Raw genomic sequence first — 14,550 nt, forward strand, 5'->3', positions numbered from 1 at the left:
GGTCGCCCTCCTCCCGTACGCGGGGAACAGGCCCGGACAGCACGCCAGGGCCCGGAACGGCACGACAGACCCGACAGACACGCGGAGGAAGCGGTGCTCAGCGGATGGCAGGGGGGCGGACGGAGGGGAGCGGACGGCCGGACCCCCTAGAGGCGACGCACGGCAGGCGGCACGCAGCCCTACGCCACGTTCACCCGCTGGCCGGGCGGCGCGGCCTCCAGCCAGGCCAGGAAGCCCGTCAGCGCGTCCTCGCTCATCGCCAGCTCCAGGCGGGTCCCCTGGTGGAGACAGCCGAGCACGACCGCGTCGGAGAGCAGCGCCAGCTCCTCCTCGCCCTCGGGCGTACGGCGGGCGACGACCTCGATCGACGAGCGTTCCAGAATCCGGCGGGGCCTCGGAGCGTACGAGAAAACACGGAACCACATGATCCGGTCACCGCTGTAGCGGGCCACCCCGTACACCCAGCCCTTGCCGGCGGGGACGTCGGCCTCCTCCGGGACGTTCCACCGGAGGGAGCAGTCGAAGGTGCCACCGGAGCGCTGGATCAGCCGACGGCGAAGACCGAAGACGAACAGCCCGAGCGCCACCAGTGCGACGACGACCAGAACGCCCACCAGCACAGCGAGGAACATCTTCACCGACCTCCTCGCATCGTCCTCGTACCGAATCGCGATCCCATATGCACCTGCACTGCCTCAGCCGCGGCACGGTCTGGAGGATTCCAAACCGGGCCGCGGCTGAGGGTTACGACTGTCGGCGGGGCGCTCAGCGCACCGCCACCGCGCGCAGCCGTACATCGGCACGCCGCTCCGCGGCGGCGTCCGAGTCCGACTTGGCACGCTCCAGCGCACGCTCGGCGCGCTGGGCATCGATCTCGTCAGCCAGCTCGGCGATCTCCGCCAGCAGCGACAGCTTGTTGTCGGCGAAGGAGATGAATCCGCCGTGCACGGCGGCGACGACCGTTCCGGCCCCTTCGGGGGAGCTGGTACGGATGGTCACCGGGCCCGACTCCAGCACACCGAGCAGCGGCTGGTGACCGGGCATGACGCCGATGTCGCCGGACGTGGTGCGCGCGACGACCAGGGTGGCCTCGCCGGACCAGACCTGGCGGTCAGCGGCGACCAGCTCGACATGCAGCTCTGCAGCCAAGGGTGGCTCCTCGGGTCACCACCCGGCGGTTCCGCCGGGTGTTGGGTCATAAGTCTAGTGGGGCCGCGGAGCGCGAAACGCCCGACCCCGGTCCGGCCGGAGGCCGGGTGGGCGTATGGCAGAGGGGCGGGACGGGCCCGCCCCCCTGTCACACGACCGGTCATACGGTGGACGTCTAGGAGACGCCCAGCTCCTTGGCGTTGGCCTTGAGGTCCTCGATGCCACCGCACATGAAGAACGCCTGCTCGGGGAAGTGGTCGTACTCACCGTCGCAGATCGCGTTGAACGCGGCGATCGACTCGTCGAGCGGCACGTCCGAGCCGTCCACGCCGGTGAACTGCTTGGCGACGTGGGTGTTCTGCGACAGGAAGCGCTCCACGCGACGGGCGCGGTGGACGGCGAGCTTGTCCTCTTCGCCCAGCTCGTCGATACCGAGGATCGCGATGATGTCCTGGAGGTCCTTGTACTTCTGCAGGATCCCCTTGACGCGCGTGGCGGCGTCGTAGTGCTCCTGCGCGATGTAGCGCGGGTCCAGGATGCGGGACGTGGAGTCCAGCGGGTCCACGGCCGGGTAGATGCCCTTCTCGGAGATCGGACGGGAGAGAACCGTCGTCGCGTCGAGGTGGGCGAACGTGGTGGCCGGGGCCGGGTCGGTCAGGTCGTCCGCGGGGACGTAGATCGCCTGCATCGAGGTGATCGAGTGACCGCGCGTCGACGTGATGCGCTCCTGGAGGAGACCCATCTCGTCGGCCAGGTTCGGCTGGTAACCCACCGCGGACGGCATACGGCCGAGCAGGGTGGACACCTCGGAGCCGGCCTGGGTGTACCGGAAGATGTTGTCGATGAAGAAGAGAACATCCTGCTTCTGCACATCGCGGAAGTACTCCGCCATGGTCAGACCGGCGAGCGCGACGCGGAGACGGGTGCCCGGGGGCTCGTCCATCTGGCCGAAGACCAGCGCGGTCTTGTCGATGACGCCCGACTCGCTCATCTCGTCGATGAGGTCGTTGCCCTCACGGGTACGCTCACCGACGCCCGCGAACACCGACACACCGTCGTGGTTGTTGGCGACGCGGTAGATCATTTCCTGGATCAGCACGGTCTTGCCGACACCGGCGCCACCGAAGAGACCGATCTTTCCACCCTTGACGTACGGGGTGAGCAGGTCGATGACCTTGATGCCCGTCTCGAACATCTCGGTCTTGGACTCGAGCTGGTCGAAGCTGGGGGCCTTGCGGTGGATCGGCCAGCGGTCGGTGACCTCGGCGTTCGCCTCGGGCACGTTGAGAACCTCGCCGAGGGTGTTGAACACCTTGCCCTTGGTGAAGTCGCCGACGGGCACGGTGATGCCCGTGCCCGTGTCGGTCACCGGGGCCTGGCGGACCAGACCGTCGGTAGGCTGCATCGAGATGGCCCGGACCACGCCTTCACCGAGGTGCTGCGCGACCTCGAGGGTCAGGGTCTTCAGCTCACCGTCGGCGGCCGGGTCGGCCACCTCGACGGTCAGCGCGTTGTAGATCTCCGGCATCGCGTCGACGGGGAATTCCACGTCGACGACCGGGCCGATGACCCGGGCGACGCGGCCCGTGGCAACGGCCGACGCCGCGTTAACGGTTGATGTCGTCACTTACTTGTCACTCCCCGCGGTCGCGTCGGCCAGGGCACTGGCTCCACCGACGATCTCGCTGATTTCCTGGGTGATTTCGGCCTGGCGGGCCGCGTTGGCAAGCCGGGAGAGGCTCTTGATCAGCTCTCCGGCGTTGTCGGTCGCCGACTTCATCGCGCGGCGGGTGGCGGCGTGCTTGGAGGCCGCCGCCTGGAGCAGCGCGTTGTAGATCCGGCTCTCGACATAGCGCGGCAGCAGGGCGTCGAGGACGTCCTCCGCCGACGGCTCGAAGTCGAACAGGGGCAGGATCTCGCCCTTGGTCCCGCCTTCTTCCGCGGCCGCCTCGAGGCTGAGGGGCAGCATCCGGTTCGCGACCGGGTTCTGCGTCAGCATCGAGATGAACTCGGTGAAGACGATATGCAGCTCGTCGACGCCGCCCTCGGCCGTGTCCTTGCGGACGGCCTCGATCAGCGGACCCGCGACCCTCTTGGCGTCCGCGTAGGTCGGGCTGTCGGTGAAGCCGGTCCACGAATCCGTGACCTTGCGCTCACGGAAGCCGTAGTACGAGACTCCCTTGCGGCCGACGATGTAGCTGTCGACCTCCTTGCCCTCGCTCCGGAGGCGCTCCGAGAGCTGCTCCGCCGCCTTGATGGCGTTCGAGGAGTAGCCGCCGGCCAGACCGCGGTCGCTCGTGATGAGCAGGACCGCGGCACGGACCGGGTTCTCCGCCTCGGTGGTGAGGGCGTGGTTCGTGTTCGACCCGGTCGCCACCGCCGTCACAGCGCGGGTGAGCTCGGTCGCGTACGGAGTGGAGGCCGCCACCTGGCGCTGCGCCTTGACGATGCGCGAGGCGGCGATCATCTCCATCGCCTTGGTGATCTTCTTGGTCGCGGTGACGGATTTGATGCGACGCTTGTAGACCCGGAGCTGGGCTCCCATGAGTCAGGTCCCTTCCGTCGTCACTTGCCCGTGCTGACCGGCGCGTCTTCGCCCAGAAGCTTGCCGTCCGAGGTCTCGAACTGACGCTTGAAGGCGGCGATCGCGTCGCCGACGGACTGAATGGTGTCGTCCGACATCTTCGCGCCCTCGGCGATGCTGCTCAGCAGCTCCTTGCGCTCACGGCGCAGGTGCTCCAGCAGCTCGGCCTCGAAGCGGCGGATGTCCTCGACGGGGACGTCGTCCATCTTGCCGGTGGTGCCGGCCCAGATGGAGACGACCTGCTCCTCGATGGGCATCGGCTGGTACTGGGCCTGCTTCAGCAGCTCGACCATGCGCTTGCCGCGCTCCATCTGCGCCTTGGAGGCCGCGTCCAGGTCGGAACCGAAGGCGGCGAACGCCTCCAGCTCACGGAACTGGGCGAGGTCCACGCGCAGTCGGCCGGAGACCTGCCGCATGGCCTTGTGCTGGGCGGAGCCACCGACTCGGGAGACGGAGATACCGACGTTCAGAGCCGGGCGCTGACCTGCGTTGAACAGGTCGGACTCCAGGAAGCACTGTCCGTCGGTGATGGAGATGACGTTGGTCGGGATGAACGCCGAGACGTCGTTGGCCTTGGTCTCCACGATCGGAAGACCGGTCATCGAACCGGCGCCCAGGTCGTCGGAGAGCTTGGCGCAGCGCTCCAGCAGACGCGAGTGCAGGTAGAAGACGTCACCGGGGTACGCCTCACGGCCCGGCGGGCGGCGCAGCAGCAGCGAGACGGCGCGGTAGGCGTCGGCCTGCTTCGACAGGTCGTCGAAGATGATCAGGACGTGCTTGCCCTGGTACATCCAGTGCTGACCGATGGCCGAGCCGGTGTAGGGCGCCAGGTACTTGAAGCCGGCCGGGTCGGACGCCGGGGCGGCGACGATGGTCGTGTACTCCAGGGCGCCGGCCTCCTCCAGCGCGCCGCGCACGGACGCGACGGTGGAGCCCTTCTGGCCGATGGCGACGTAGATGCAGCGCACCTGCTTGTTGACGTCGCCGGAGCGCCAGTTGTCGCGCTGGTTGATGATCGTGTCGACGGCCAGGGCGGTCTTGCCGGTCTGGCGGTCGCCGATGATCAGCTGACGCTGGCCGCGGCCGATCGGCACCATGGCGTCGACGGCCTTGTAGCCGGTCTGCATGGGCTCATGCACCGACTTACGGATCATGACGCCGGGGGCCTGCAGTTCGAGGGCGCGGCGGCCCTCGGTCTCGATCTCGCCGAGGCCGTCGATCGGGTTGCCGAGCGGGTCGACGACGCGACCCAGGTAGCCCTCGCCGACGGCTACGGACAGGACCTCACCGGTACGGGTGACCGGCTGGCCTTCCTCGATGCCGCTGAACTCGCCGAGGACGACCGCACCGATCTCGCGCTCCTCCAGGTTGAGGGCGAGGCCGAGGGTTCCGTCCTCGAACTTCAGCAGTTCGTTCGCCATGGCCGAGGGAAGTCCCTCGACCTTCGCGATGCCGTCGCCGGCCACGCTGACCGTACCGACCTCCTCGCGCGAGGCCGCGTCCGGCTTGTACGACTGGACAAAGTTCTCCAGCGCGTCCCGGATCTCCTCCGGCCGGATCGTGAGCTCCGCCATCTGGGTTCCCTGCTCTCCTTGTTGGGCCCGAAGTTTCTCAATGGGGTCTGGGGGCGACCCCCAGGAATCTTCTGCAATTTCTGCACGGCCCAACCGGGCCGCTGTCACTGCTTGTGGTGCCGTGTTCAGTTGGTGGCGGCCGTCAGCCGGCCATCCTGCGGGTCGCCTCGTCGAGACGGTCCGCGATGGTGCCGTTGATGACCTCGTCGCCGACCCGCACCGAGATCCCGCCGAGGACCTCGGGGTCCACGTCCAGGTTCAGGTGCATCGCCCGGCCGTACAGCTTCGCGAGCGCCGCACCGAGGCGCTGCTTCTGCTGATCGGTGAGCGGTACCGCCGAGGTGACCACCGCCACCGTCCGGTCCCGGCGCGCCGCGGCGAGCTTGGACAGGGATTCGAGTCCTTGTTCCAGGCTACGTCCCCGGGGCGCGGTAACAAGACGGACGACCAGTCGCTCGGTGGCCGGATTCGCCCGGCCGCCCAGCAGGCCGCGGAGCAGCTCGCCCTTGGCGGCGGTCGTCGCGGACTTGTCGGTCAGCGCGGCCCGCAGCGCGGGGTTGGAGTCGACGATCCGGCCGAATCGGAACAGCTCGTCCTCGACGTCGTCGAGCGCGCCCGACTTCTGGGCCGCGGTGAGGTCTGCGACGGCCGCCATCTCCTCGGCCGCGTCGACCAGGTCGCGCGAGCGCGACCAGCGGGAGCGGACCATTCCGGCGACGAGGTCGACGGTCTCGCCGCCCACCTGTCCGCGCAGCAGCCGCCCGGCCAGTTCGGCCTTGCCGTCGGCACCCTGCGCCGGGTCGGTCAGGACCCGACGCAGCGAGACCTCGCGGTCGAGCAGAGCAGTGACGGAGGCCAGCTCCGCGGCGAGCTTCGCCGCGTCGACGGACGTGTTGTCCGTCAGCGCGTCGAGGGACTCCCGTGCGGCGGCCAGCGCCTCGCGGCTCGCTCCGTTCACCGGATGACCTCGGCCTTCGACGTGCTGCCTTCGAGCTCGTCGAGGAAGCGGTCGATCGTCCGGCTCTGACGGGCGTGGTCCTCGAGGGACTCGCCCACGAGCTTGCCGGCCAGGTCGGTGGCGAGCTTGCCCACGTCCTGGCGGAGCGCGGCGGACGCCGCCTTCCGGTCGGCCTCGATCTGGGCGTGACCGGCGGCGATGATCTCCTCGCGCTGGCGCTGGCCCTCGGCCCGCATCTCCTGGATGATCACGGTGCCCTGCTCGGTCGCCTCCTGGCGCAGCCGAGCGGCTTCGTGACGGGCCTCGGCGAGCTGGGCCTTGTACTGCTCCAGTACGCTCTCGGCCTCGCTCTTCGCCGCGTCGGCCTTCTCGATGCCGCCCTCGATGGCCTCCCTGCGCTGTTCCAGAACCTTGTTGATGTTCGGGAGGAGCTTCTTGGCAAGGAAGAAGAAGACGATGGCGAAAGCGATCAGGCCGATGACGAGCTCGTCGGGATGCGGGATGAGCGGAGGCTGTTCCTCCCCCGCTGCCGCGATATTGAACAGAGCGCTCACATCAGTGCCTTCCGTGAATAAGTGTGGGCTGTCCGGTCGCCGTCTTAGTAGACGAAGCCCATGACGATGCCGATGAGGGCGAGCGCCTCACAGAAGGCGAAACCCATGATCTGGTTGGTACGGATCAGACCGGCGGCCTCGGGCTGCCGGGCGAGGGCCTGGGTGCCGTTACCGAAGATGATGCCAACACCGACGCCGGGGCCGATCGCGGCGAGACCGTATCCGATGGAGGCGACATTTCCTTCGACGGCGGCGAGGGTCTGGAGAGCGGACATGCCGGTTCTTCCTTCTCTTTCAAGGACCCGGTGGGGGTTGGCCACCGGACGTCTGGGTGTGGGTGTGGTACGGAGGCTTGAGGCTCAGTGGTGCTCGGCGAGCGCGCCCTGGATGTAGCTGGAGGCCAGGAGGACGAACACGTACGCCTGGACGGCCTGGATGAACAGCTCGAAGACGATCATGGCCATCACGAGGATGAACGAGGTGCCGGCGTACAGAATGCCGATGCCGTTCAGCAGGTAGTAGGTCGCGAGGGAGAACATCACGATCAGGAGGTGGCCGGCGAACATGTTCGCGAACAGCCGCACCGCGTGGGTGAAGGGGCGGATCAGGAGGTTCGAGAAGAACTCCAGCACGACGACCAGCGGAAGGATCGGCCCGAGTTCCTTGTTGTAGCCGGTGATGTTCTTCCAGCCGCCCACGAAGCCGTGCTTCTTGAAGGTGATGCTGAGCCACACGATGTACACGATGATCGCGAGCACCGCCGGGTAGGCGATCAGCGAGGTCACCGGGAACTGGGCGATCGGGATGATCGACCACAGGTTCATGATCCAGATGAAGAAGAAGAGCGACACCATCAGCGGGACGTACTTCTCGCCGTCCTTCTTGCCGATGATCTCGTAGACCACACCGCGGCGGACGAAGTCGTAACCCGCCTCGCCGACGAGCTGGAGCTTGCCCGGCACCACCTTGGGCTTGTTGAAGGCCGCCCAGAAGAACCCGACGACGACGAGCGTGCTCGTGAAGGCGAGCAGCATGGGCTTGTCGAATTCGAAGCCGCCCACCGTGAAGAGGGGCTCGTACATGAAGGTGTGGAGGCCGGGGGCGGGGAATCCACATTTGGTGTCAGAGAAGATCTGACAGTCCGCCTCAAAGGCGAGCATCTGGGCTTCAGCACTCACCGCGGGCTCCTTCAGCGTGGCGCATAGGTACGGCAACCTCGTGGTGTCGGCGCGGCGCGCGGCCGCAGTTCGGCACGGGACTGGTGTAACGGGTGTGGGGGCGGCGGACGGGCAGCGAGCCGCGCGGATGAGCGGGCGTCAGCTCAGATGCCCGCGCCCGCAATGCCGCAGTTGGCACCGGACGATAGCAGGAACATGAAAGGCAATTTATTCCGCCCCTACCTTTCACGTCGGCGAACCCGCCCTCCGGGGCTCGTCACCCTTCGCGCTCTCGGGATCCACGTAAAGGATCTTGGCCTTCATGTAGGCACGGGCCTGTGCGGCGACCCAGACGAGGGTCGTGGCCAGCAGCGAGAGGGCGAAGACCTTCGAGTCGAAGAGGGTGGTGTCCTTGAAGGCCGCCATGAAGATGAACAGCAGCAGCAACTGGGCCGTGTAGAGCATCAGCCCCATGGCCTGGAACAGGTGCGGGAGCGACTTCGCCGTCCGCTGGAGGACGACCAGCCCGATCCCCATGAAGAGGATCACCACCAGGGTGCCGACCGTCGCCCCGAGCGCACCCTTGCCACCGGCGAAACCCGCGCCGACAGCGACGGCGACGACGCCGGCTGCGGCTGTGGGTACGGCGGTGTGAATCAGGGTGCGCGCGTCGTTGGACGGCATGGCGGCAGCTCCGCTTGCTGGTGGGGGCAGTGGTGTCGTCATGGACGAGCGTAATCCGGATCCGAGTTGGGTCCTCGGGGCCAACAGACCGTCGCACTACGGTCTTTCGGCTCTGTCGCCGGTTCTCGTGAACGGTATCACAAACTATTTGAAGAGGTCTTTACCCAGGGGTGTGCCAACTATCACACATGAGGGCCAACGTGCGCGTGTGTGCACGAAAGGGCAGCGATTCGTCTGGTATTGCGCTGGTATCGCGCTGGTATCGCAACGGAGAACGGGGGTCGTCAGCCCGGCGTTCCGGCCTTCCTGCGGTCCGACAAACGTGAACGCGCACCGAGCGCGGTGGCTCCGTTGACACCCGCGGGGACCCGCATCGGCTCCCGTTCCGACTCCTGGAGCGGGGAGAGCGCCGCGTCCTCGGAGACCGGTCCGTGCGCGGCCTGGGGCGCCGGTTCCGGCGGGGTCGGCCGGCGCTTGCGACGGCGGTACCGCGGCGGTACGAACGCCTCGGCCCAGCGGGGTGCGCGCGGGGTGAAGCGCGGTAGGAGCAGCAGCACCAGCCCGACCGCGCTGAGCCCGACGATCATCATCACGATCCAGAGCGACGTCGAGTGCACCGAGTACCCGACGACCCCGAAGGCGATCAGCGCCGACCAGAAGTACATGATCAGGACCGCGCGGCTGTGCGAGTGCCCGACCTCCAGCAGCCGGTGGTGCAGATGGCCGCGGTCGGCGGCGAACGGCGACTGCCCGTTCCATGTCCGGCGCACGATCGCCAGCACCAGGTCGGCGACCGGGATCGCGATGATCGTCAGCGGCAGCAGCAGCGGAATGAAGACCGGCAGCGCGGCGTGGGTGGCCTCACGCGTACCGCCCTCGAAGATCTTCAGGGCGTCCGGGTCCACCTGTCCGGTCACCGAGATCGCGGCGGCGGCGAGCACCAGACCGATCAGCATCGACCCCGAGTCGCCCATGAAGATCCGCGCGGGATGCATGTTGTGCGGCAGGAAGCCCAGGCACATGCCCATCAGGATCGCGGTGAACAGGGTCGCGGGAGCGGCGGCCTCGATCGTGTACCCGAACCAGATCCGGTACGAGTACAGGAAGAACGCGGCGGCGGCGATGCACACCATGCCCGCGGCCAGACCGTCCAGACCGTCCACGAAGTTGACCGCGTTGATGGTGATCACCACGAGGGCCACGGTGAGCAGGGTGCCCTGCCAGGAGGTCAGCGAGACCGTGCCGACGCCGGGGACGGGGATCCACAGGATCGTCAGTCCCTGCATGACCATGACGCCCGCGGCGATCATCTGGCCGCCGAGCTTGATCAGGGCGTCGATCTCGAACTTGTCGTCCAGGACGCCGATGATCCAGATCAGGGCCGCGCCGGAGAGGAGCGCCCGCGGCTCGTTCGACAGCTCGAAGACGCTGTTCAGATTCTGCAGATGGTCGGCGACCAGCAGTCCCGCGCAGAGCCCGAAGAACATGGCGATGCCACCGAGTCGCGGTGTCGGTTCTCGGTGTACGTCACGGGCGCGGATCTCCGGCATCGCTCCGGTCGCGATGGCGAACTTGCGCACCGGACCCGTCAGCAGATAGGTCACCGCGGCCGTGACACAGAGCGTCAGGAGATAATCACGCACGGGCTGCCCCAGAATTCGCCGGCCATCTCAGCCCCACACCCTAGCCGTGGTGGCCCCATGGGTGAGGACATCCGGAAGCCGATGACGGTTGCGCACGCCCCCGGCTAACCCGGATACGGAGGAAATCTACCTGCCAGCTCCGTCACTTCCGCAGCGACCGTCGCCCGCGTCACCGCGGCATCACCCTCCTCGCGGATCGCGGCGGTGAACAGTGCGGCGATCCGTTCCATCTCCGGTTCGCCCATGCCCTGGGTGGTCAGGGCGGCGGTTCCCAGCCGGATGCCGCGTCCGTCCCCGTACGGCAGGGCGCAGGTGTCGAGGACCAGCCCCGCCGCGGCGAGACGGCCGCGCGCGGTCTTGCCGTCCACACCGAGCGGGGCGGGATCCGCGCTGATCAGATGGGTGTCGGTGCCGTCGGTGAGCACCGCGAAGCCCTCGGCGGCCAGGCCGTCGGCGAGGACGCGGGCATTGGCGACGACGTGATGGGCGTATGCCGTGAACGCCGGTGTGTCCGCCTCGCCGAAGGCGACCGCTTTGGCCGCGATGGTGTGCATCTGGGCGCCGCCCTGGGTGAACGGGAACACCGCGCGGTCGATGCGTTCCGCGAGTTCCGCCCCGCAGAGAACCATGCCGCCGCGCGGTCCGCGCAGCACTTTGTGGGTTGTGGCGCACACCACATCCGCGTACGGGACCGGGCTGGGGGCCGCTCCGCCCGCGATCAGCCCCATCGGATGGGCCGCGTCCGCGATCAGATACGCGCCGACCTCGTCCGCGATCTCCCTGAAGAGCGCGTAGTCCGGGTGGCGGGGGTAGGAGATCGAACCGCACACGATCGCCTTGGGCCGGCGCCGATGGGCGAGGGCGCGGACCTGGTCGTAGTCGATGAGTCCGGTCTCGGCGTCGACGCCGTAGCCGACGAAGTCGAACCAGCGGCCGGAGAAGTTCGCGGGTGAGCCATGGGTGAGATGACCGCCGTACGAGAGCCCCATCGCGAGCACGGTGTCGCCCGGCTTGAGCAGCGCCGCGTAGGCCGCGAGGACGGCGGACGATCCGGAGTGCGGCTGCACATTGGCGTGCTCGGCCCCGAACAGGGTCTTCGCCCGGTCCACGGCGATCCGCTCGGCGGCGTCCGCGAACTCGCATCCACCGTGGTGGCGGGCGCCCGGATAGCCCTCGGCGTACTTGTTCGCCAGCGGCGAGCCGAGTGCGGCGAGGACGGCGGGCGAGGTGAAGTTCTCCGCGGCGATCAGTTGCAGGGTGTGGGTCTGCCGTGCCGTCTCCCCCAGGATCACCTCGGCGACCTCGGGATCCTGCCGCCGCAGGGCGTCCAACGCGGGGCGGGCCCCGGGGCCCGTGGGGGCAGTGGGGGTGTTGGGGCCTGCGGGGGCCGCGGAAGCTGTACGGGCGGTGGGGTCCGTCGGGTCTGTGGGGGCTGCTGGGGCGGTGCGGTCTGTGGGACCTACGGGGGCCGTCGGGGCTGTGGGCATGGTGGGCTCCGTGCGCGGAGGGTCGCTGCGATTCCAATGTAGGGCGGGGGCGGGTGGGACGCCTCTGCTGTACGCGAATGCGCGGGGCGCGGTTGCGGGTGCGGGCCGGGTGGGCGAGCCCCGCAGCGGCTCGTACGGCCCGCCTGGACCGCAGGTCCGTTCGGCGGCACGGCTGCCCGCGGGCACCGCCTCGTACCACCCGCCCTGCCCCGGCACGGGCCCTTGTCGGGGGCGCTGCCCCCGAACCCCCGCTCCTCAAACGCCGGAGGGGCTGAAATGCACCACCGCTCGCGCCCCGACGCAGACCCCTGTCAGGGGTGCTGCCCCCGAATCCACGCTCCTCAAACGCCGGAGGTGCCGAGGTGCGCCGGAGGGACTGGAAAGCGGCAGGCAGCGCGTCCGACAACGGAGGACGACACCGCTGCGGGGGCGGGTCAGGAGTGGGAGCCGGTGGGGATGCCCGTGAGGGCCGTGAGGACCGGGTCCAGGGCCTGGTTGATCTCGTCGCCGATCGAGCGGAAGAACGTGATCGGCGCTCCGTACGGGTCGTAGACCTCGTCCGCGTCGGGGCTGGGCGCGAGCAGCCACCCCCGCAGCGCCGCCGCCGCCCTCACCAGCGCACGCGCGCGCTCGACGACCCCCTCGTCCCGCGGGTCCGGCAGCGTGGCCGGGTCTATCGCCCGTACGAGACGGGTGAACTCCTTCAGCGTGAACGTACGCAGGCCCGCCGAGTGGCCCATGGAGATGACCTGCGCCCGGTGGTCCCGTGTGGCGGTGAGGACGAGATCCGCGCGGATCACATGCTCATCGAGCAGTTCACGGCCCACGAACCCCGTCGCGTCCGCGCCGAAGTCGGCGAGGACCATCTCCGCGTTGGCCTCCATCGGCGCACCCTCGTGCCCCCACGTCCCCGCGCTCTCCACGATCAGACCGCTGGTCATCAGATCGCCGAGGCGGACGCCGAGGGCATGGCGGGTCAGCCGCTCGGTGATCGGCGAGCGGCAGACGTTGCCGGTGCTGACGTGGAGGATGCGGAAACTGTCGTCCGTGCCTATGCCACGCCCCTCAGGGGCGATCAAGGGGCCACCTCGAGGTCGGGTACGACTTTCCGCAGCTCGTCCACATCGAGCGCGCCCGCGCGCAGCAGGACCGGGACCTCGCCGGTGACGTCGACGATCGAGGACGGCACGATGCCGGGCGTAGGACCGCCGTCGAGATAGACGGAGACGGCGTCGCCGAGCATCTCCTGGGCGGCGTCGCAGTTCTCGGGCGCGGGGTACCCGGTGAGGTTCGCGGAGGACACGGCCATGGGGCCCACCTCCGTCAGCAGCTCGATGGCGACCGGGTGCAGGGGCATCCGGATCGCGACGGTGCCGCGGGTGTCCCCGAGGTCCCACTGGAGGGTCGGCTGGTGCCTGGCGACGAGGGTGAGCGCGCCCGGCCAGAACGCGTCGACGAGTTCCCACGCCTGCTCGGAGAAGTCCGTGGCGAGGCCGTGGAGGGTGTTCGGGGAGCCGATGAGGACGGGTGTGGGCATATTGCGGCCCCGGCCCTTGGCGGTCAGCAGATCGGCGACGGCCTCGGAGCTGAAGGCGTCCGCTCCGAGCCCGTACACGGTGTCGGTGGGCAGCACGACCAGCTCACCCCGGCGGACGGCGGACGCGGCCTCACGCAGGCCGGTCGTACGGTCGGTCGCGTCGTTGCAGTCGTATCGCCGGGCCATCAGGAAGCCTCTCTGTTTTCGAGCACTCGATTTTCCCCCGGCGCTCCGTCCCGGGGGACCCCCAGCGGGGTGGCGCGCCGCCGTCCGTGTGTCATGCGGGCCGTACGCCGGCGGCCCGCACCGCACACGGACGGCGGCCTCGACGGCCTGGTTGTCGGCCCCGGCGTCGTCGGCCCCGGCGGCGTCACGGTGTCGCCTTGCGCGCCGTCGCGAACCGCGGCCGCTTGTTCAGGTCCGGGTGGTCCGCGGCGTCGGCCCAGCCGGATTCCTCGTCGAAGATCCACGGGACCTGGCCGCCCTGGGTGTCGGCGTGCTCGACGACGACCAGTCCGCCGGGACGGAGCAGGCGGTGCGCGGTCCGTTCGATGCCGCGGATGGTGTCGAGGCCGTCCTCGCCGGAGAAGAGCGCCATCTCGGGGTCGTGGTCACGGGCCTCGGGGGCCACGTACTCCCATTCGGTGAGCGGGATGTACGGCGGATTGGAGATGACCAGGTCGACCTGGCCGTTCAGCTCCGGGAGCGCGGTGAGCGCGTTGCCCTGGTGGATGGTGACGCGGGAGCCCTCCGCGTTCTTCCGGGCCCAGTCCAGCGCGGACTCGGAGAGCTCCACGGCATGGACGCGCGAACGCGGAACCTCCTGCGCCATGGCGAGGGCGATGGCGCCCGATCCCGTACACAGGTCGACGATCAGCGGTTCGACGACGTCCATCGCGCGTACGGCGTCTATGGCCCAGCCGACGACGGACTCGGTCTCCGGGCGGGGCACGAAGACGCCCGGACCGACCTGGAGTTCCAGATAGCGGAAGAAGGTGCGGCCGGTGATGTGCTGGAGCGGTTCGCGGGCCTCGCGGCGGGCGACGGCCTCCCAGTAGCGGGCGTCGAAGTCCTCGTCCTTGACGTTGTGCAGCTCCCCCCGCTTCACGCCGTGCACGAACGCGGCCAGCTCCTCCGCGTCGAAGCGCGGCGACGGCACGCCCGCGTCGGCCAGCCGCTGGGTGGCCTGGGCCACCTCGGCAAGCAGCAGGTTCACTGGTCGT

The 14,550-nt window shown here is 69.0% G+C and carries 15 protein-coding genes; all 15 read right to left on the reverse strand.

Going from position 1 to position 14,550, the window contains the following annotated elements; translation table 11 throughout:
• Positions 1 to 179 precede the first annotated feature (179 nt).
• The 15 genes from ACWEFL_RS00970 to prmC all read right to left on the reverse strand — a co-directional run bounded on the left by ACWEFL_RS00970 (position 180) and on the right by prmC (position 14,543).
• Positions 180 to 632 (reverse strand): DUF2550 domain-containing protein, encoded by a 453-nt coding sequence (locus ACWEFL_RS00970; RefSeq protein WP_451705530.1) that lies wholly within the window; start codon positions 630 to 632, stop codon positions 180 to 182.
• Between the two features lie 133 nt (positions 633 to 765).
• Complete coding sequence (locus tag ACWEFL_RS00975; protein ID WP_451705533.1) at positions 766 to 1,149, reverse strand: F0F1 ATP synthase subunit epsilon; 384 nt, start codon at positions 1,147 to 1,149, stop codon at positions 766 to 768.
• Between the two features lie 175 nt (positions 1,150 to 1,324).
• Complete coding sequence (gene atpD, locus ACWEFL_RS00980; protein ID WP_451705536.1) at positions 1,325 to 2,776, reverse strand: F0F1 ATP synthase subunit beta; 1,452 nt, start codon at positions 2,774 to 2,776, stop codon at positions 1,325 to 1,327.
• The gene (locus ACWEFL_RS00985) at positions 2,777 to 3,694 is read right to left on the reverse strand and encodes a F0F1 ATP synthase subunit gamma (protein WP_451705539.1); all 918 of its coding nucleotides are present in this window, start codon (positions 3,692 to 3,694) and stop codon (positions 2,777 to 2,779) included.
• Positions 3,695 to 3,714: 20 nt separating this feature from the next.
• The gene (gene atpA / locus ACWEFL_RS00990; protein ID WP_451705542.1) at positions 3,715 to 5,307 is read right to left on the reverse strand and encodes a F0F1 ATP synthase subunit alpha; all 1,593 of its coding nucleotides are present in this window, start codon (positions 5,305 to 5,307) and stop codon (positions 3,715 to 3,717) included.
• Between the two features lie 142 nt (positions 5,308 to 5,449).
• The gene (locus ACWEFL_RS00995; protein WP_451705545.1) at positions 5,450 to 6,265 is read right to left on the reverse strand and encodes a F0F1 ATP synthase subunit delta; all 816 of its coding nucleotides are present in this window, start codon (positions 6,263 to 6,265) and stop codon (positions 5,450 to 5,452) included.
• Complete coding sequence (locus ACWEFL_RS01000) at positions 6,262 to 6,819, reverse strand: F0F1 ATP synthase subunit B (RefSeq protein WP_451705547.1); 558 nt, start codon at positions 6,817 to 6,819, stop codon at positions 6,262 to 6,264. Before ACWEFL_RS01000 ends, ACWEFL_RS00995 begins: the two co-directional genes overlap by 4 nt.
• A gap of 44 nt (positions 6,820 to 6,863) precedes the next feature.
• Complete coding sequence (gene atpE, locus ACWEFL_RS01005; RefSeq protein WP_137993321.1) at positions 6,864 to 7,094, reverse strand: ATP synthase F0 subunit C; 231 nt, start codon at positions 7,092 to 7,094, stop codon at positions 6,864 to 6,866.
• Positions 7,095 to 7,178: 84 nt separating this feature from the next.
• Positions 7,179 to 7,997, reverse strand: a complete 819-nt coding sequence (gene atpB / locus ACWEFL_RS01010) for a F0F1 ATP synthase subunit A (protein WP_451705550.1) — start codon at positions 7,995 to 7,997, stop codon at positions 7,179 to 7,181.
• Between the two features lie 225 nt (positions 7,998 to 8,222).
• Positions 8,223 to 8,660 (reverse strand): hypothetical protein, encoded by a 438-nt coding sequence (locus tag ACWEFL_RS01015; protein WP_451705553.1) that lies wholly within the window; start codon positions 8,658 to 8,660, stop codon positions 8,223 to 8,225.
• A gap of 284 nt (positions 8,661 to 8,944) precedes the next feature.
• Positions 8,945 to 10,303, reverse strand: coding sequence for an MraY family glycosyltransferase (locus tag ACWEFL_RS01020; RefSeq protein ID WP_451705556.1), 1,359 nt, complete (start codon positions 10,301 to 10,303; stop codon positions 8,945 to 8,947).
• A 104-nt stretch (positions 10,304 to 10,407) separates the two neighbouring features.
• The gene (locus ACWEFL_RS01025; RefSeq protein ID WP_451705558.1) at positions 10,408 to 11,790 is read right to left on the reverse strand and encodes a serine hydroxymethyltransferase; all 1,383 of its coding nucleotides are present in this window, start codon (positions 11,788 to 11,790) and stop codon (positions 10,408 to 10,410) included.
• 434 nt (positions 11,791 to 12,224) lie between these two features.
• The gene (locus tag ACWEFL_RS01030) at positions 12,225 to 12,869 is read right to left on the reverse strand and encodes an arsenate reductase/protein-tyrosine-phosphatase family protein (RefSeq protein ID WP_451705561.1); all 645 of its coding nucleotides are present in this window, start codon (positions 12,867 to 12,869) and stop codon (positions 12,225 to 12,227) included.
• Complete coding sequence (locus tag ACWEFL_RS01035; protein ID WP_451705564.1) at positions 12,866 to 13,513, reverse strand: L-threonylcarbamoyladenylate synthase; 648 nt, start codon at positions 13,511 to 13,513, stop codon at positions 12,866 to 12,868. Before ACWEFL_RS01035 ends, ACWEFL_RS01030 begins: the two co-directional genes overlap by 4 nt.
• A gap of 184 nt (positions 13,514 to 13,697) precedes the next feature.
• Entirely contained in the window at positions 13,698 to 14,543 is an 846-nt protein-coding gene (prmC, locus tag ACWEFL_RS01040) for a peptide chain release factor N(5)-glutamine methyltransferase (RefSeq protein ID WP_451705567.1), read from the reverse strand.
• Positions 14,544 to 14,550: the final 7 nt, after the last annotated feature.

This window comes from Streptomyces sp. NPDC004838 (assembly GCF_053600955.1).